General features: G+C 35.9%; 14 protein-coding genes and 1 other RNA gene. 10 read left to right on the top strand and 5 right to left on the bottom strand.

The features are described 5' to 3' along the window. Positions 1–76: 76 nt before the first annotated feature. From ssrA to pyk, 7 genes are all read left to right on the top strand, one after another. Positions 77–475, top strand: a transfer-messenger RNA (tmRNA) gene (gene ssrA / locus K0U91_RS08845). A gap of 404 nt (positions 476–879) precedes the next feature. Beyond that, the gene (locus K0U91_RS08840) at positions 880–1,050 is read left to right on the top strand and encodes a lmo0937 family membrane protein (protein ID WP_219970368.1); all 171 of its coding nucleotides are present in this window, start codon (positions 880–882) and stop codon (positions 1,048–1,050) included. A 564-nt stretch (positions 1,051–1,614) separates the two neighbouring features. Next, positions 1,615–1,854 (top strand): acyl carrier protein, encoded by a 240-nt coding sequence (locus tag K0U91_RS08835; protein WP_002976354.1) that lies wholly within the window; start codon positions 1,615–1,617, stop codon positions 1,852–1,854. 30 nt (positions 1,855–1,884) lie between these two features. Beyond that, positions 1,885–3,129: a beta-ketoacyl-ACP synthase II gene (gene fabF / locus K0U91_RS08830; RefSeq protein ID WP_219970367.1), complete on the top strand. Its 1,245-nt coding sequence runs from the start codon at positions 1,885–1,887 to the stop codon at positions 3,127–3,129. 10 nt (positions 3,130–3,139) lie between these two features. Next, entirely contained in the window at positions 3,140–3,904 is a 765-nt protein-coding gene (gene rnc, locus K0U91_RS08825) for a ribonuclease III (protein ID WP_220180780.1), read from the top strand. Further along, positions 3,882–4,355, top strand: a complete 474-nt coding sequence (locus K0U91_RS08820) for an IPExxxVDY family protein (protein WP_219970365.1) — start codon at positions 3,882–3,884, stop codon at positions 4,353–4,355. The genes rnc and K0U91_RS08820 overlap by 23 nt, the downstream gene beginning before the upstream one ends. Beyond that, positions 4,348–5,793, top strand: a complete 1,446-nt coding sequence (pyk, locus tag K0U91_RS08815; protein WP_219970364.1) for a pyruvate kinase — start codon at positions 4,348–4,350, stop codon at positions 5,791–5,793. The genes K0U91_RS08820 and pyk overlap by 8 nt, the downstream gene beginning before the upstream one ends. Positions 5,794–5,999: 206 nt before the next feature. On the opposite strand, the gene K0U91_RS08810 is transcribed toward pyk, so the two are convergent. The 3 genes from K0U91_RS08810 to hutI all read right to left on the bottom strand — a co-directional run bounded on the left by K0U91_RS08810 (position 6,000) and on the right by hutI (position 9,576). Continuing rightward, positions 6,000–7,292, bottom strand: a complete 1,293-nt coding sequence (locus tag K0U91_RS08810) for an aldehyde dehydrogenase family protein (RefSeq protein WP_220180781.1) — start codon at positions 7,290–7,292, stop codon at positions 6,000–6,002. 122 nt (positions 7,293–7,414) lie between these two features. Then, positions 7,415–8,338 (bottom strand): formimidoylglutamase, encoded by a 924-nt coding sequence (gene hutG / locus K0U91_RS08805; protein ID WP_220180782.1) that lies wholly within the window; start codon positions 8,336–8,338, stop codon positions 7,415–7,417. An 8-nt stretch (positions 8,339–8,346) separates the two neighbouring features. Beyond that, positions 8,347–9,576, bottom strand: a complete 1,230-nt coding sequence (gene hutI, locus K0U91_RS08800) for an imidazolonepropionase (protein ID WP_220180783.1) — start codon at positions 9,574–9,576, stop codon at positions 8,347–8,349. Positions 9,577–9,785: 209 nt separating this feature from the next. On the opposite strand from hutI, the gene ruvB reads away from it, so the two are divergent. The 3 genes from ruvB to coaE are packed head-to-tail and all read left to right on the top strand — an operon-like array spanning position 9,786 to position 12,353. Next, positions 9,786–10,808 (top strand): Holliday junction branch migration DNA helicase RuvB, encoded by a 1,023-nt coding sequence (gene ruvB, locus K0U91_RS08795; RefSeq protein WP_220180784.1) that lies wholly within the window; start codon positions 9,786–9,788, stop codon positions 10,806–10,808. A 46-nt stretch (positions 10,809–10,854) separates the two neighbouring features. Then, positions 10,855–11,721: an MBL fold metallo-hydrolase gene (locus K0U91_RS08790; RefSeq protein WP_220180785.1), complete on the top strand. Its 867-nt coding sequence runs from the start codon at positions 10,855–10,857 to the stop codon at positions 11,719–11,721. Between the two features lie 2 nt (positions 11,722–11,723). Then, positions 11,724–12,353: a dephospho-CoA kinase gene (gene coaE / locus K0U91_RS08785; protein ID WP_220180786.1), complete on the top strand. Its 630-nt coding sequence runs from the start codon at positions 11,724–11,726 to the stop codon at positions 12,351–12,353. A 112-nt stretch (positions 12,354–12,465) separates the two neighbouring features. Here the strand turns inward: coaE and K0U91_RS08780 are convergent, their stop codons facing one another. Continuing rightward, positions 12,466–17,145, bottom strand: coding sequence for a fibronectin type III domain-containing protein (locus K0U91_RS08780; RefSeq protein ID WP_220180787.1), 4,680 nt, complete (start codon positions 17,143–17,145; stop codon positions 12,466–12,468). Positions 17,146–17,450: 305 nt separating this feature from the next. Then, positions 17,451–19,472 (bottom strand): M43 family zinc metalloprotease, encoded by a 2,022-nt coding sequence (locus K0U91_RS08775; RefSeq protein ID WP_219970356.1) that lies wholly within the window; start codon positions 19,470–19,472, stop codon positions 17,451–17,453. Between the last annotated feature and the right edge of the window lie 201 nt (positions 19,473–19,673).

Here is a 19,673-nt window from a genome sequence, read left to right as displayed (position 1 = left end):
TGATTTTAAATTTCACCATTTTAGAAAATAATTGATTCATATCTATTAAATTTATATCTTTGCTACTACAATACATGGGGTTGACTGGTTTCGACAGCAAGACCAATGGGTAAGTAAGCATGCAGAGAACCGTAGCGCGATCTCTTTAATCCCTTGCTACAAACTTTTAACTGGCAACGAAGAGTTCGCTCTTGCAGCTTAATCCGAATAAAGTAAGATTCAAGCGCTTTCCCGAAGATAGTAAGGAAGCAAGATGTCTCACAAATGCTCTGTTCTGCGGCGTTTGATTCTGAGATATAGTAATGCAGAAATAAGGTTTCAGATGCTTCGGCTGAAACTCGAAAACCTCAGAAGATAAGCTGGAAGTTGGGTGTTTGCTCTCTGCCTCCAGTCGAAAACCAATAGTAAAATAAGCATGTAGAAATCTTATGTATTGCTTGTTTGGACGAGGGTTCGAATCCCTCCAACTCCACTAATTAAAATATAACCGTTTGTTTTTCAGATGGTTATTTTTATTTTTAGCCAGAAATTCGCTTTATTTCATAAGCACTTCTGAAATAATCTTACTATAATAAAGTAAATAAATTCTCCGGACACTTATTTAAATTTTACTTCATTCTATAAAATAATTATGTTTACTCCCTTAATCGTTTTGGCAGTTAATCAACTCCGATAGCAATGTATTAAGGAACATTAAAAAATTCTATATTCACAGCTGTCTTCGTCTTTTCAATTTTGATATTAACTAATGATGATGTTCATAAACCGATTGCAATCCTATTTCAATATCTCTTTTTAATTAAAATAAATTACAACTCTTAAATAAAAAGGCACAGTATATGCTAATACTAAAATTATAACACCCAAAAAAATTTTATTATGAGAAGTATACTTTGGTTAGTCGCAGTTATCTGCATCGTTGTGTGGCTTTTAGGAATGTTAAATATTATCCCTGGAATCAGCACGAGTTATTTGGTTCACGTGCTATTGGTGATAGCCGTGGTTGTAATACTTTACAACTTGATCTCGGGTAGAAGACCGCTTGATTAAATCGATTCTAAAACTACTTAAAGAAAAAAAATACCAGCACGTTTGCTGGTATTTTTATGCATATAATATGAAATTGAATGCAATTTTCCACATCTGATTGAAGACGTAAGTTGAGAATCAGCATACAAAAAACTACCATTATGAACTATTTGTGAGTCTTGCATCATTTATAATCAATTTGAAGAATCCGCGGGATGATTACAGCTTAACCAATCTTAAAAAAAGCTTACAATAGATTGTTGTATTCCATTAAATATATTTTAAAATTTAATAACACTCATTAAGCTGCAAATATTAATTCAAACAAATTATAAGATATCAAAAACTATAGTTTTAGCTAAACTTTAATGAAAATTTAAACCGAAAAGTTTTGATATTTAAAAATTAAAATATCCGCTTGGACTGATTGGATTTAAATTAAATGATAAATACCTGATAACTAAAATACTAAAGTCTCAGGCAGCAAATTAAGCATCATCCATCCACAAAAAACTCTAAAAAAATGTTTTATCCTAAAGAATTTTATATATTTGCACAATCTAACAATTAAAAAAATAATTTACTATGTCAGACATTGCATCAAGAGTAAAAGCTATCATCGCTGATAAGCTTGACGTTGAAGAAACAGAGGTAACTCCAGAGGCTAGCTTCACAAATGATTTAGGAGCTGACTCTTTAGATACCGTTGAGTTAATCATGGAATTTGAAAAAGAATTTAACATTCAAATCCCGGATGACCAAGCTGAAAAAATTACTACTGTAGGCCACGCGATTGCTTACATTGAAGAAGTAGTAAATAAATAATATTCTTCAATAAGAAAATTTACAAAGTTTATGGAATTAAAAAGAGTAGTTGTAACCGGTTTTGGCGCCTTAACACCCATCGGTAATAATGCGAATGAATACTGGGAAAGCCTGTTAAAGGGCGAGAGCGGAGCCGCTCCGACTACTCTTTTTGATGCCACAAACTTTAAAACAAGGTTTGCTTGTGAGGTGAAAAACTTCAATCCATTAGATCATTTCGATAAGAAAGATGCAAAAAAGATGGATAGAAACACCCAACTTGGGATGGTTGCTGCAAGAGAAGCAGTTGCACATTCCAGGATTATGGAAGACAATGTAGACAAACACAGAGTCGGAGTAATATGGGGCTCTGGAATTGGCGGTTTAGAAACTTTTGAAACTGAGGTTTTAGGATGGGCAAACACTGATATTCCGAGATTCAACCCGTTTTTTATTCCTAAAATGATTGCGGACATCACACCGGGACATATCTCAATAGAATATGGTTTTCACGGTCCCAATTATACTACTGTTTCTGCTTGTGCTTCTTCTGCAAACGCATTGATTGATTCTAAAATGCTGATCCAGCTTGGTAAAGCAGATGTGATTGTTTGCGGAGGCTCCGAAGCTGCCGTTACAGCAAGCGGCGTCGGTGGATTCAATGCAATGATGGCACTTTCTACAAGAAATGAAGATCCTAAAACAGCTTCAAGACCTTTTGATAAAGACAGAGATGGTTTTGTATTGGGTGAAGGTGCAGGTGCAATCATTCTTGAAGAATATGAGCACGCTGTAAAGCGCGGTGCAACGATATATGCAGAATTATTAGGTGGCGGTATGAGTGCAGATGCTCATCATATGACGGCACCGCATCCTGAAGGTTTGGGTGCTTATTTAGTAATGAAAAATTGCTTAGAAGACGCAGGGTTAACTGCTGATGAAGTAGACCATATCAATATGCATGGTACCTCTACTCCATTAGGAGATCTAGCCGAATCCAGTGCAATTTCAAAATTGTTTGGTGAGCATGCTTACGACATTCAGATTAATTCTACAAAATCTATGACAGGCCACCTTTTGGGTGCTGCCGGAGTTATTGAGGCAATTGCAGCCTTGGGAACTATTATTCATGGTATTGTTCCTCCTACCATCAATCATTTTACGGATGATGATAAAATCGACAGCCGATTGAATTTTACATTCAACGAAGCTGTGAAAAAAGATGTGAAAGTAGCGATGAGCAACACTTTCGGATTTGGTGGGCACAACGCTTGCGTTCTATTCAAGAAAATCTAATTATTACTGAATGGAGTTACAGAAATACTTTTCTAGATTCCTTCTCAAACAAAGAAAAAAAGTTTTAACGGAAAGAGATTATTTTCTGAGCATAGAGCTTAATAAAATTTTAGGCACGCCAGTACAAAATATCAACTTTTACCGTGAAGCTTTTTCTATTAAAAGTTCTTCTAAAAATCAAGACAGCAACTACGAAAGACTCGAGTTTTTGGGAGATTCTGTTTTGGGTACAATTGTTTCATGCCATCTGTTTCATACATATCCCCAAGGTAACGAAGGATATATGACACAGATGAAATCTAAGATTGTAAACAGGAAGAACCTTAATAAACTGGGAGAAGACTTAAAACTTACCGATCTTTTACAAAAAAACAACAATTCTGTTGCTTTGGGAGATAATATTGCCGGTAATCTATTTGAAGCATTGGTAGGAGCCGTTTACCTTGATTTTCAATACGATACATGCAAAAGAATTGTGTTAGAACAACTTCTAACACCATCAGAAATCAATAAGCTTGAAAACAAAATTGTAAGCTACAAAGGTCTGCTGCTGGAGTGGAGCCAAAAGAAAAAGCTTAACATTAAATATGAAACCTGCGAAGAAATTCAAGTGAATAAGAGTACTGTTTTCCGTTGTCATGTATGGCTGAATGATGAGAAAATTGCCAATGCTACCGAAACATCTAAAAAGAAAGCAGAAGAAAAGGCAGCACAGAGAGCATTTTATATTTTAAATAAAAAAGAAAATATACTTGGAAGTCCAAAAACTGTATGATCTTGACGATATAGAATTTGAAGATATTACCATAGGATTGGTAAGATTAGCTAAAAATATACCCGATCATGAGTTCTTTTTCAAAATAAACTGCAGCAACGATTTTAAATTTTCAAGAATAAAAGATCTAACCTTTCACGGTATTTATTACGATTATTATTTCCCTAGATTTGAAGGTTATCATCGGTTTACAAAAACCTGCTTCACTTTTATTTCTAATAAATCTTCAGACAGTAAACAAAAAAAGGTACAGACAGAACTTTTCTCAGAAGAAGAAAATATTAAATTTTTATTAAATAATCAGGCAGAAGTAGAATATATTCTGCATAGTCCGGAACAATTCCCTGATTTTTCCGTAATTTTGCTGCCTGAAAATCTTGTGTTTCCGATACAGGATTACAATCTAAGTTCTGAAGAAGAACTTTATCAAATAATACAGTATTATGAATAAGTATTTAAAGAAAACAAAAATTATTGCAACGCTTGGGCCCGCTTCTTCTTCAAAGGAAGTAATGTTAGGATTGATGAAAGCTGGCGTTGACGTATTCAGAATAAATTTTTCACACGCAGATTACGACCTGGTTCGTACCAATATTCAATCAATCCGAGAACTTAATAAAGAATACGGATATTCTGTTGGTATTTTAGCCGATTTACAAGGCCCAAAACTTAGAGTTGGAGTTGTAAAAGAAGGTTCTTATTTAAATCCAGGTGATGTACTGACTTTCACCAACGAAAAAATTGAAGGTGATTCCACAAAAGTTTACATGACGTATCAGCAGTTTCCTCAGGATGTAAACGTAGGAGAAAGAATTTTGATTGATGACGGTAAACTGGTTTTAGAGGTTCTTGAAACAAACAAAATAGATACTGTAAAAGCAAAAACTATTCAGGGTGGACCATTGAGTTCTAAGAAAGGAGTTAACCTTCCTAATACCAACGTTTCGCTTCCTGCTTTGACCGAAAAAGATATTCTGGATGCAAACTTTATGCTTGATATGGAAGTAGACTGGATCGCTCTTTCTTTCGTACGTCATGCGCAGGATATTATCGATCTGAAAGAATTGATATCTAAACATCCAAATGGTAAACTCAAAACTCCGATCATTGCAAAAATTGAAAAGCCGGAAGGTGTAAAAAATATCGAACAAATTCTATTGGAATGTGATGCGATTATGGTTGCCCGTGGTGATCTTGGTGTAGAAGTTCCGATGGAAGAAGTTCCGGCAATTCAGAAAACATTGGTTGAGAAAGCAAGGTTTTATTCTAAACCCGTTATTATTGCTACCCAGATGATGGAAACGATGATCAACAGCTTAACTCCTACAAGAGCAGAGGTCAATGACGTTGCCAACTCTGTACTGGATGGCGCAGATGCGGTAATGCTTTCAGGAGAAACCTCTGTGGGTAGATATCCTATCCAAGTAGTGGAAAATATGACTAAAATTGTTCGGAACATTGAACAGACCAATTTTTATCAGCACAAAAATGAGCCGATTGAGAAAGATTTTAACTGTATTGATGAGAGATTTATCACAAATAGAGTTTGTCTTGCAGCCGTAAGAATTGCAAAAAGCACTAACGTTTCTGCGATTGTTACATTAACAAATTCAGGATATACTGCATTTCAGATCTCTGCTCACAGACCCAATTCGCACATTATCGTTTACAGTTCTAATAAAAGGGTAATCACAATGCTGAATTTACTTTGGGGAGTTCGTGCTTATTATTACGATATGAATAAATCTACAGATGAAACGATCATCCAGGTCAATATGCTGACTCATAATTACGGTTATATTGAAAGCGGAGATTTTGTCATTAATATCAATGCTACTCCATCATACGAAGGCGGAAAAACGAATACGCTGAGATTAACAACAGTGTAATATTCTCTTATAAAAACAAAAAGCTCTCGAAAATCGAGAGCTTTTTTATTGGAAATCTTCTTTATCAAGTCTTTCCTCAACATAATATTTTTCTACTCTACTTTTATAAATATCATTATTGCATATTGGTCTAGGGTAAATAGCCTTTGCGCATATCCAAAAGTAAATGATAAAAATATAGTTATTAGTAAGATATTTCTCATTAATTATTTCCCCAAAATGGTCTTTGCCGTGACAAATTCTTTCAAAGCTAACAAAGAAAGCTCAGTACCATAACCCGAAGATTTCGTTCCTCCAAACGGGAAGCGTGGGTCAGAACTTGTCATTCTGTTGATATTAACTGTTCCGGATTCTAGGCCGTTGATGAAAAATTGCTGCCGTTCTCTGTTTTGAGTCCAGACGGAATTTGAGAGCCCGAAAGGAATATTATTGGCCATTTCCAAAGCTTCATCATCATCCTTTGCAATCATCACGATCCCTAAAGGCCCGAAAAGCTCCTCCTGCAAAATAGGATTTCCCTCTTTGATACTAATTAATCCTGGATTAAATTCTGTATCAGAAATTCTTTCTAAAGGAATAATCGCTTCTGCGCCGTGATCTAAAGCTTTCTGATATTGTTTTTCTAAATCATCAGCTAAATCTGCTCTTGCCATACCGCTCAATTTTGTTTCCTTATTCATCGGATCTTCAGGAACATATTTTTTATATTCTTCAATGAATTTTGGAAGAAAATCAAACTCTATATCTCTTTGAATAATAAATCTTTTGGCTGCCACACAAGTCTGTCCGCAATTTTGAAGTCTTGCCAAAGCACCTACTTTCGCTGCTTCATCCAGATCTGCATCATTTAAGACGATGAAAGCATCACTTCCGCCGAGTTCAAGCAAAGATTTTTTAATTTTCTGTCCGGCAATTGATGCCACTTCAGCACCAGCTTTTTCGCTTCCGGTAAGGCTTACCCCTTTGATGACCGGATGCTCAAGAATTTCTTTCACATCCTTATGACCAACCTCTAAATTTTGAAAAACACCTTCCGGGAAACCAGCTTCCAAAAATATTTCTTCAATCGTATTTCCACTCCCAAAACATATTGATGCATGCTTCAGAACTACCGTATTTCCAGATAAAATTGCAGGCACCGCAAATCTTAAAACCTGCCAGAAAGGAAAATTCCACGGCATTATTCCGAGAATTACACCTTTAGGAACATAATGAATTTCCGAAATAGAATATTCAGAATCAATTTTTTCAGGCCGTAAAACATTTTCTGCTGCAGCATAATAATTCATCATCAGAGCGCATTTTTCCACTTCAGAGATTGATTGTGAAATAGGCTTATTCATTTCTCTGGTTATGATTTTACCAAACTTTTCTGAATTGTTTTTTAATAATTCTGCAGCTTTTTTAATTAATTTTTGCCTGTCAGCAAACGATACATTTTTCCATTCTATAAAAGCTTTATCGGCTTTTAAAAGTTTATTTTCTACTGATTGTTCCATTGTATATTCTTAAAAATCAAAAGACGAATTATTCTTTTGTCTAAAGCATCGTAAAGGAAGCAAAAATATATTCCTTAGATCAATTTAAAAAGATGATTATTTCTATTTAATAAATTTGTCTTTTAAATCATAAACCATTCATTGACTAAGCTTGCAGCCAATCTGGAAGTTCTTTCCTGAATATCAAACTGAGGATTTACCTCTGCCACATCTAAGGCAATAAGTTTAGGACTTTTGAGAATATGTTTATAAAAATGCATAAAAGCAGCATCTGTGAATAATCCGTTGTATGCTGCTGCAGAAACGCCGGGTGCAATTGACGCATTGAAAACATCCATGCAAACAGTAAGGTATAAAACATCGACTGATTCTGTGAGCTCGGTGATCCTTTCGTAAACTGAAGGAAGATTTTCGAAAAATAATTCATCAGCCAAAATATATTTCATACTCAAATGATGGGCGGTATCAAATAATTTTAAAGTATTTGAATTTCGTTGGATCCCGATATGTAATGTATGGTTATTTTCTTCTTGTGCGATTTGCCAGAATCCGGTTCCAGAACTTGCTCCCACCTCATCTTCAGGTTTGCGGTTATCAAAATGCGCATCAATATTAATGATTCCTATTTTTTTATCGGGAAAAGCTTTTCTGATTCCTGAATAATGAGCGTAGGTCAATTCGTGTCCCCCACCAAGGACTATAGACTTTCCTCCTTTATTTAAAACTTTTGCAACCTTTTCAGCAAGCTCATTCTGTGTTTTTTCTAAATTCTCATCATCACAGGTAATATTTCCAAAATCGAGCATTGAAAAATCAGGAAGAATGACCGGAAAATTAGCCATATTTTTCCTAATGACATCCGGCGCATGTCTTGCGCCTACTCTGCCTTTATTTCTTTTTACTCCTTCATCAACAGCAAATCCATGTAAAACGAAATCGTTAGTTGAAACTAGATCGTAGTTGTTGATCTCTTGTACTCTTTGAAAAACTCTGTGATAAAGTAGTTCCTCACCATCTGTTCTGCCTAGCCAAATATTTTGATTCATTTATATTATTATAATTTAATTTTATGACCGTCAATATACACATTCTGAATTTTCAGGCTCCCTTGATTATACAATACATTCTGAAAATTATCGGTTTTGTAAGCTACAAAATCAGCTTTTAACCCTTTATCCAATTTACCTCTATCATTAAGACCTAATGCATAAGCCGAACGGAAAGTCATTCCTGCTAAAACTTCTGCTGTAGTCAATTTTTCATAGGTTGCCAAAATGGAAGCCTGTGTAATCAAATTTCCCATAGGAGCTGAACCCGGGTTCCAATCACTGGCTATTGCCAAAATTGCGCCAGCATCCAATAGTTTCCTTGCCGGAGTAAATTTTTCTCCCAGCCCAAGGCTTGCACCAGGCAAAGCAGTTGCTACGGTATTTGATAGCGCTAAAAACTCTATATCTTCGTCTATTGTTGCTTCCAGATGATCAGCAGATTTTGCACCGACTTCAACTGCAATTCTTGAACTTCCTGCTGTAAATTGATCGGCGTGTACCGTAATTTCAAAACCTAAATCTTTAGTTTTCAATAAAAATTCTTTACTTTCTTCAGGCTGAAATGCTGATTTCTCAATAAAAATATCAACTCTTTCTGATAAGTTTTCTTCTTTTACTTTTGGTAAAATTTCTGTCAGAACATAATTTAGATATTCTTGATTATCACCGTTAAAATCTCTTGGTTTTAGGTGTGCGGACAAACAAGTTGATATTAATGTGGCTTGAGTCTCCAACTGGGCTTTTTTTATGATTCGGAGCATCTTGAGTTCATTTTCCACATCTAAACCATATCCGCTTTTTATTTCAATCGTTGTAATTCCCAAAGAAATTAAAATATTGATTCTTTCCAGCAAAGTTTTTAATAATTCATCCTCTGATGCCAGTCTAGTGTGTTGTACAGAGCTCCAGATACCGCCGCCGCTTTCTGCAATTTCCAAATAGGTTTTACCTGCATTGCGCATAGCAAAATCATTCGCACGGTTTCCTCCAAAACAAATATGAGTGTGAGAATCTACAAATGCAGGAAGAAGAATCTGCTCACCTTCAATTTTTTCTATTTCTATACTTTGATTTTCTGATTTTAAATCTGCGAAATTTCCTACTTCTTGAATTTTATTCTGATCAATTAAAATTCCGCCATCCACAATGATCTCAAGCTGTTCATCTGATAGTTTTCCTCTTAAAGAAAGGTTGGATAATGTTACGATTTGCTTAAATGGTCCTATTAGTTTCATTAAAAATTAAAGTTAAGATTAAGGTTAGAGCGAAAAACCGCGACGCTGAAATTTTCTCTATCAAAATTACTTAAAATATATCAATTTAATAAATGGTATCTCATAAGACTTGTATGCTGTTTTACCTTAAACTTAGTCTGAAATTTTCATCAATCTCCGTCTCAGTCTAATCTTAAATTTGCTATCTTTGAGGTAAATGAAATGAATTAATGCCAGATTTTTTACATCCTGATAAGGAAAATTATTCCGATGACGAACTCATACAGGAAGAAAAAATTCGCCCGCAGAGTTTTAAAGATTTTGCCGGTCAAAGAAAAACATTAGAGAATCTCGAAGTTTTTGTTGCTGCCGCAAAAAACCGTGGTGGTGCACTAGATCACGTACTACTCCATGGCCCACCTGGTTTAGGAAAAACGACTTTATCAAATATTATAGCAAATGAATTGGGAGTAAATTGCAAAATCACTTCCGGTCCTGTTTTGGATAAGCCCGCAAGTTTAGCCGGTTTATTGACTAATTTAGAAGAAAATGATGTTCTTTTTATTGATGAAATTCACCGTCTATCTCCTATAGTAGAAGAATACCTGTATTCTGCAATGGAAGACTATAAAATTGATATTATGCTCGAAACGGGTCCTAATGCGAGAAGTGTTCAGATCAGTTTAAATCCTTTTACCTTAGTAGGCGCAACCACACGCAGCGGAATGCTAACCAAACCAATGCTTGCCAGATTTGGGATTCAAAGCAGATTAGAGTATTATTCAATAGAGCTTCTTTCTACTATCATTATAAGAAGCGCAAGAGTTTTAGGCGTAACAATTTACGAAGATGCAGCCATTGAAATAGCGAGAAGAAGCCGAGGAACTCCAAGAATCGCCAATGCTTTGCTGAGAAGAGTCCGCGATTTCGCTGAAATTAAAGGAAATGGAGAAATTGAAATCAACATTACCAAGTATGCCCTGAATTCTTTGAATGTTGACGAATTCGGATTGGATGAAATGGATAATAAGATCATGCGCGTTATGATTGAAAATTTCAAGGGAAAACCTGTAGGAATCTCTGCTTTGGCAACATCAATTGCTGAAAACCCAGAGACTTTGGAAGAAGTATATGAACCGTTTTTGATTCAGGAAGGTTTTATCATCAGAACTCCTCGAGGACGAGAGGTCACTGAAAAAGCGTATCGACATCTGAATATTGCAATCCCGCGAAATCCTGGTGAGCTATTTTAGTCTAAAACTTTTACATAAAGAACTATACATTTAAATAAAATATTATATGAAACTATATCCTATCCAATGCGGAAAATTTAAGCTCGACGGCGGAGCTATGTTTGGCGTCGTCCCGAAAAGTCTCTGGGAAAAAACCAATCCTGCAGACGAAAGAAATTTAATTGAGTTAGGAACCCGCTCATTACTAATAGAAGATGGGAAAAAATTGATTCTTGTAGACTGTGGTCTTGGAAATAAACAGGACGATAAATTCTTCGGTCATTATTCTCTCTGGGGCGATGATAATCTAGATAAAAACTTAAAAAAATATGGCTTTGTAAAAGAAGATGTCACTGACGTTTTCTTTACCCACTTGCATTTTGATCACTGTGGTGGTGCAATAGAATGGAATGATGATAAAACAGGCTACAGACCGGCTTTTAAAAACGCTCAGTTCTGGACCAATGAAAACCACTGGAAATGGGCTACCGAACCAAATGCAAGAGAAAAAGCGAGTTTTCTGAAAGAAAACATTTTACCTATTGAAGAAAGTGGCCAGCTGGGTTTCTTACCTCTTCCCACGAATGGAAATTACGGTTTTACACCAGATCTTAAAATGGATGTCATTTTTGTAGATGGACATACCGAAAAACAAATGCTTCCTGTAATTCAGTATCAGGAAAAAACAATTGTTTTTGCCGCTGATCTGATCCCCACTGCTGGTCATATACCTCAGGTTTACGTAATGGGGTACGATACAAGACCTCTTTTAACCGTAGAAGAAAAAGCTAAGTTTTTAAAACAATGCATTGATAATGACTATTTACTGTTCTTTGAGCACGACGCTTATAATGAATTGGCCAGCCTTAAAATGACTGAAAAAGGAGTGCGTCTGGATGAAACATACAGCTTTAATGAAGTTTTTGGTTACTAATTATGGACGAATTACTTACAGAAACCCCAAAAGCAGAACCCGATTCTGCTTCAAAAATAATCGGTCTTACAGGAGGTATTGGTTCGGGTAAGACGACTGTTGCTCACTATATTGAAAACTGTGGTTTTCCTGTTTATTATTCAGATGAAAGAGCTAAGACGATTGTAAATGACAATGAAGATTTGAAGAATAAAATTAAGGAACTACTAGGCCCGGATTCTTATGATGAAAATGGGCTGTATAATAGAAAATTTGTTGGGGAAAGAGTCTTTACTGATACTGATTTATTACATAAGCTCAATGAAATTATCCATCCGGCAGTACGATTGGACTTTGAAAACTGGGTTTCTAAACAAACAAAATATTTAGTCTTTAAAGAAACAGCATTATTGTTTGAACTGAAACTTCATCTTCAATGCTACAAATCACTTTTAGTAACTTCAGAAGACAACATCAGAATAAAAAGGGTTATGGACAGGGACGGAAAAACCTACCGTGAAGTTGAAACTATTATGAGTAATCAGATGCCGGAAAAAGACAAAATAAAACAGGCAGATTTTGTCATCTACAATAATACCAGTCTTGATGATCTTGAGGAGCAGACTGAGAAAATCATCTTTGAAATTGAATAATTTTAATTAAGAAAACCGCTGATTGATCAGCGGTTTTCTTAATGTTTGTCGAATTTATATAAAAATAAGCTCTCATTTCTGAGAGCTTATTCTGTTATTTATAAGTATTTAATTATTCTTTAATAAATTTCTTCTGTACAGTACCTTTAACATCTTCTATGTCGATCACATATAATCCGTTAATTAATTTGCTGACATCAATCTTATTATTTAAGATAAGCCCGCTTGATACCACTTGTCCTGCTGCACTGTAAATTTTATAATTCGCCTTTTTGCTGATATTTTTTACGTTTAAAACTGTGCTAACCGGATTCGGATAAATCAATATTTCTGTTTGGTTAACTGCGTTTGGTACACCAAGTTTAGAAATTCTAATTGTATAGTCTTCAACCTCACCATCGGCAAAGCTTAAACAGTTTACCGGAATTCCATCTTTCTGCATTGCAACTCTCATCGTTACATACTTGTAATCTGTCATGCTTACAAATGCATCAGCAGGTACACTGAATGTTGCGCTGGCAGTAGGGTTGGTATTTGGTCCGTCTGCAAGAACTCTTTCATTGATGTCGAAATACCCGTTTCTGTTAAAATCGATCCAAACTGCAACTCCTGCACTTGTACCTGAGCCTAAGTTTTTGTCAATTGTAATCTGATTTCCTGAAGAACCCTGAATCATTTCAATATATTTCACCGGAACTCCTGTAAAGCCAGTATAATCAGTATAGGTAGATCCAAGAGACTCATTAATCATTTCAGGTTTACCAGTAGGTTTGGCCGTCACTTTTTCAATAAATCCTGCTGCAGAACTTGTTGATGACATTTGACAATATACAATTGTCGGTGTAGTAAAGAAGTAAGGAGGCGTAAAGTTTCCAGGTGTTCCTGTACAAACGTTTGCTACCTGCATTTCATACTTCGTTAATTCTAACAATCCTGTGATCGTGTACGTATTTACATTCACCGGAATGTTTGTCCAGCTAGGAATACCTACTTTTCTATATCTTAAGATATAACTACCAGTAGCTCCCGGACCTGTATATGCACTCCAAGTAACTTCTGCACTTGTTGGCGTCAATGTAGTAATAGTTAATCCCGGAGGTGGTATTTCACAAATTCTTACTGTTGTGAACACCTGAGGATTTGACCATGGATTTGGAGTCGTTTCACCTACACAGATATTAGCAACTTGCACTTCATATGTTACAAAAGATGTTAATCCTGTAAGTGTAACAGAGTTTGCTGGTGGCGCCGGAGCTGTTACAGAAATCCATGTTGCAGTACCTACTGGTCTGTATCTGATGATATATGTTGCACTAGGAACTATAGGATTCCAGGTAACAACTGCTGAAGTCGCAGTAACATTTGTTATTGTAACATTCGGAGGTGTAGGATCACATCTTGTAGTAAATGTTTTACTAGGCGTATAAGCACCTAATCCGCCACTTCCACATTTTGCAGCGATCCTTACTTCATACATTGTCGCTGGCGTCAAACCAGTAAGCTGTACCGGCGGGTTACCTGCTAAAACCGAAGCATTAACAACCGTCCAAGCTGATGCAGGAGTTGTAACTGGTCTGTATTCTAACACAAAAGCGTTATTGTTTAGACCTGACGTCCATCCTACTGTAGCAGAAACGTGAGTAATATTGGTAACTGTTACGTTTGTTGGGGTAACATTACTACATGGTCTTAATTTAACCGCGTAATCTTCTACTTCACCATTATCTGCGTTAGCACACATTACAGGAGCACTTCCACGTTTCAGAATAACTCTCATTGTGGTATTGTAAGGTCCTGTATAAACACCAGTAGCAGGAACATTAAATGTAGCTGTAACAGGAGTAGTTGTACTTGATGCAGAATTCATGATTCTTTCAGTAACAGCAAATATTCCATCTCTGTTAAAATCAATGTAAACATCAACAGCATCAGCAAAGGTGTTTGTTCCTGTCCAAGCTTTACTTACTGATATTTGATTTCCAGTAGATCCAATTTCTAAATTGATTAACGTTGCTGGTGTATTATAACTGATATAATTAGTCTGAACAGAAGTATTATCCATTACCGGGAAATTCACCGGTGTCACTTTCACGTTTGAAATGTGATCGATAGTACCTGTTCCTGTCATATTACAATATGTTAATGGTGGAGTTGTGAAATTCACCGAAGCACCAAAGGCACCTGTAGTTCCATTACATATAGTAGCAACTTGTACCTGATAAGCAGTTTGTTCTGTAAGACCTGTAAGCGTATGATAACTTTGTCCCGCAGGAAGAGCCAAACCTGTATTAGAAGGTATCCATGGGCCTGTAGCTCCCTCTCTCCATCTAATAAGATAATTAGCATTTGCAGCTGGCAACCATGAAACGAATGCTGTCGAAGATGTAAGGTTAGACACTGTTATCGGAGTAGGTGCAGCTGTAGTACACGGTAGTAAATCGATAAATTTAACTGAATAATCTTCTACTTCTCCATAACTAAAACTTCCACATGGACTAGGATCTGTAAATTCTTGGATGATCACTCTCATCCTTGTAGTTAGGTTTCCTGTATAAACAAGTCCAGAAGCGATTGTCGGCACCGAAAAAGTACCCGTTACCAATGCTGTAGCATTGCTAGGACCAGTTAGAATTCTTTCAGTAGTTTCAAAAATTCCATTTCTGTTAAAATCAATCCAAACACCTACTGCGTTTGAATACTGAGTACCTCCTGGTGGCCATGCTTTTGTAACAGAAATACTATTGTTTGCAGAACCTCTTATTAGTGAAACCAATCTTGCAGGATCTGCAGTATAATCTGAATAATAAGGTCCAGTTGTAGCCATTACTGATGTGCTGCTCATTGCTGCCAAAGCAAGAGGCGCTACAGTAACATTTGATATATATTCATCTGCACTTGTTGCTGCAGCAGAACAATACGATATAGCAGGAGTTGTAAAGGTTGTACTAGGAGAAAAGGCTCCTGTAGTACCACCACAAATGGTCGCAATCTGAACTTCATAACTTGTTAATTCCTGAAGGCCTACCATTGTATAGTTGCTTGTAAGCGGTGTATTTAAGGGAACTGTTATCCATGGACCACTTGGAGCAATTCTATATCTAAGAATATATGTTGCACCAATAGTTGGAGTCCAAGAAACACTTGCGGATGTTGTTGTAATTTGCCCCATTGTAATATTAGCTGGTGGAGCAGTTGTACATGGCTGTAGTGCTATAGCAATAAGTTGTACTCTTGGAATATCAGAATATCTGGCACTAGCCGTAGGAGGTGCACCTGGATCTGCATTCACAGAATCACTATACTGAAGAATACCTCTATTGGTACCAGCAGGATAATTACCCCAGTTTTGAGTACAAGAGTAACCTGATGCATTTTCATCTACTGCTATAACAATATTTGAAGTACCGTTCCAAACAAAAGGACTTGTTAAATTCAATTCAACCCAACCACCATTAGTCATGGTTGGTAAAGTACCGGTATACACTTGTTGCATACCTGATAATGGAACCCAGCTCGTCGTAGTGGCAAAATTTGCCTGTGTTGTATTCCCCATATAAACTACCCACTGGTTATAATTGGCCTGAGTAGTTGCGGTAGACTCTACGTAGAATCTTATTTTAGTAATAAAATTGTTTGTACCAATGGCACCACCTACTTCAGCAGCGGTATAAATCTGTTGAGAGTAGTTATAACCAAAGCAAGAATATATTGGTAAATTTCCAGAAGAAGCTGTACCAGAACCAATTTGACCAGGCGTAAACGGAGGACCTGCTACCCATGTACTTTTATCTGTAGTAGAGCAAATTGACCTTACCCACCAATAATAAGTTGTACCTGTAATAAGTGTATTCACAGGAACTGATAGTGCTGTTGTAGGCGTACCTGCTGTGGCTGGAAGTGGAGTTGTATTGGTTGTAGATACAATATATTCATATCCATTTGCAGGTACAGTACTAGGTGCTGACCAGCCAATATTTGCGGATACAGGAGATGTTGCATTAGAAACTAAACCTGAAGGTGCAAAACAGCTTGGAGGACTCCACGTATACGTAAGTCCGTCACCCGGCATTCCCGGTGTTGCAGCAGAAGTATTATATGCCTGAGCACTTGTATTTGCAGTACCTGCTGTAGAACTGTTGAAAGCCTGAGCCGTTGAATTTAATCGATTGTTAAAGTCAGCATTTGTAGCCCCTCTAAGACCAACCTGCACTGTGTTAGCAATTGCTGTAGTACCTGCAAGATATGATCCGCTCTTATAAACGACAGCAATAGTTTTAGACGTTTCTCTTAATCTAATTTGAAAAGAGAAAGTATAAGCATTTGTCGCAGATGTTGTGTAAGCAGGTCTGAAATCAGTCCATTGCACTACAATTTCTCTGTTGGGAGCCGTTCCTTCTACGCCCCAGCTTACATTTCCAAAAACACTGGTAACATTCGCTATAGCATTAAGGTCTCTACCCCATGCAGAAATCGCACCGGCATATGTTTCCGTACTTGAAATCGGAGAATAAGTTGCTGTTCCTGGCACTGTAGTTCCGAAAGTAATGAATCCATTGGTAGAAACATTCAAAGCTGAATAGTTTACTCCATTAAATGAAACATTAAACGGCAATGTAACCGGATATACTGCGTTATCAAGCGAATTGGCTGATGTCGCAGTTGCCAGAACAGTAGCAGACGATGCTGCTAAAGGTGTATAAGTTCCGTTAGATTGCAAGAAACTATAAGAACTTACCTGAGCATTAGTTAAAAATGCCAATATAAAGGCAAAAATTAGTAATATTTTCTTCATATTATAAAGATTTAAATCCAAATGGACACATAAGTTTGTTAATTAGTGTTAATGAATTGTTTTAGATATTCTTTCTCATTAGCAATATCGTATTCTGAGTTTAGAAAATGTGTTAAAGAAGTAAAAAAATCACTCATAGGCTTTATTAAATTTATATTAATTACAAATCTAATCATTTTTTGTTATTTGAAGATATGTTTAATTATTTTTTTTGAAGGCATTGAATAAATAAAGCTTTTATTATTTGATAATAAAAAAATCCTCAGGAAAAACCTGAGGATTTATTAAGTATTAAGATATTTTTACTACTTCTTGATAAATTTAATGCTTTGAGAAATAGCTTTATCTTTAATTGTAATAATATAAGTTCCTTTTACAAGTTCTGCAACTTTTACCTGATTAGATTTAATTTCACCGGTTTTTACCAATTGTCCTACAGCATTATGTATTTCAAATTTGGCTTCATCAGAAACTTTTGTAATGTTTAAAACATCATCAGCTGGATTTGGATATATAGCAAATTGATCCGATTTTGTCTCACCTGTTGCTAATACGGTTACATTTATAGCTCTTGTTTGAGTAGTTGTATATCGGCTACCTTGGAATACAATATTACCCTGAGAATCTTTTAAATTATAATACCCTCCAGTATCATAAATTCCATCTCCAAAAGAGTCATTAATAGTGAATGTGTAACAACCGGGAGTTAAAGCCCATGAAGAAGCATCAATTGCAGGAAGAGCACCAGTTGTAGGAGTATCTGCATATGGACCACCACTATAAAGAACTATACCGGCACTGTTTTTCAAATCCCAAGTAATCTCAGTACCATAATAATCTCTTTGTAAATTGAAAGTATAAGTACCTTGTCCTGCACCTACAGCACCTGAACCAACAAAATATGTATTAAAAGAATTATTTGAAGCTCTCTGATCAGCCACTCCGTTAACTGTAGTTACTGTAACAGTCATAGTACCAGTAGGCGTTGTTCCAGGAATTGGCAAATCTACTAATGCGTAACGATTCGGAGCTAAATTCCCTGCCCAGTTGTAAGTTTGTATATTAGTTCCTACACCAAAAGTAATAACTGCGGAAGTCATGTTACTCGTTCCTCTATTATATAAAGATATTTTAGCGGTCGTTGATGCTGTTCCTCCACAAGTTGAGTTTGCAGTAGAACAGTTGGTTTCCAGTTTCACCTCACCATCATTAGCAAATAATGGAATTGCTATATCTGCAACTGAAGTCTTTAGCTCGACTCTTCTCGGAGAATTATTCATTACTGCTGTAATTCTGTCTTTCTGGTTAATAGTAAAAATATTCATACATGTGTCGTTGGTGTAATCCATATAATTTTCTACCATTTCAAAAACTGATGGATTATCACAACTTACAATACTTTTGTTACAAACATAATTTGCAGTATGAGCAGTCGGTGTATCAATACAATAATCTGTCCCACAAGATGCATCACCCCAAATATGTCTTAATCCTAGAAAGTGTCCTACTTCATGGGTCATTGTTCTTCCTTTATCATAAGGAGCTGACATTATAAATGTCCCATCATTGTAATCTGTACTACCAAATGTTGCATAATTGGCTACAACACCATCTGTTGAAGAAAGCCCTCCATTTGTATTTAAGCCAGCCAATCCTGAATTTGAAGGAAATTGTGCATATCCTAAAAGGTTTGAACTACTGCCCCCAAACTGTACACTCCACATATTCATGTATTTTGTAGGATCCCAAATAGTTTTTGGCTTAACATAAGAGTTAATACCTGCTTGTGTCCAACTTGCATAACAAAGATTAACTCTATCAATACCGTTAGTAGGATTTCCAAAAGGATCTACTTTAGCTAAAGCAAATTGAATCATTACATCAGCACCTACAGGATTTGAATTAAATCCTGGAGTTCCCGTAAGTTTTCTGTAATCATTGTTCATCACAGTGATTTGAGACTGAACCTGAGTATCTGTAATATTCGGAGCAACTCCATAAGCCTGCCCTGAATGAATAACGTGCACAACAACTGGTATTGTAATAATCCCTCCGTTTTGAGACTTGTTCTGTTTTGCATTTTCTATTAACGGATTTATCCATGCTTCAAACTGAGATTCAGTCATTCTATCCGGATAAACAGCCTGCAGATATTTTTCATATCCAGTAGATGCGCAACGGATGATTCCGTTTGCGTCTTTAAGCTCATCTATAGTATAAGCTTTACCAAAAACCAATTTTTCATTTTCTAATTTTTGAGCAAACAAAATATTTGTCAAAGAAATAAAAAGAATTAAAATCATTTTCGACATAGTAAAATTCTTCATTATAAAACTTTTTTGTTTTACAAATGTAGTTTAAAAAATGAAATTTTTTAAGTATATTATATATAAATCTCTCAATTATTTATGATTAGCGCAATAATTCTCTTTATATTGATTTTCATTCGCTTAATGATTTTTTCAAAATTATAAAATTGAGGAGACGAAACATTAATTCAAATTAAAATACAAATAAAAATACCCCAA

Origin of the sequence: Chryseobacterium sp. LJ668 (genome assembly GCF_019613955.1) — a bacterium.
In the GTDB taxonomy this organism is placed as follows: Bacteria; Bacteroidota; Bacteroidia; order Flavobacteriales; family Weeksellaceae; genus Chryseobacterium.
This window is presented reverse-complemented; position numbering and strand designations above follow the sequence as displayed.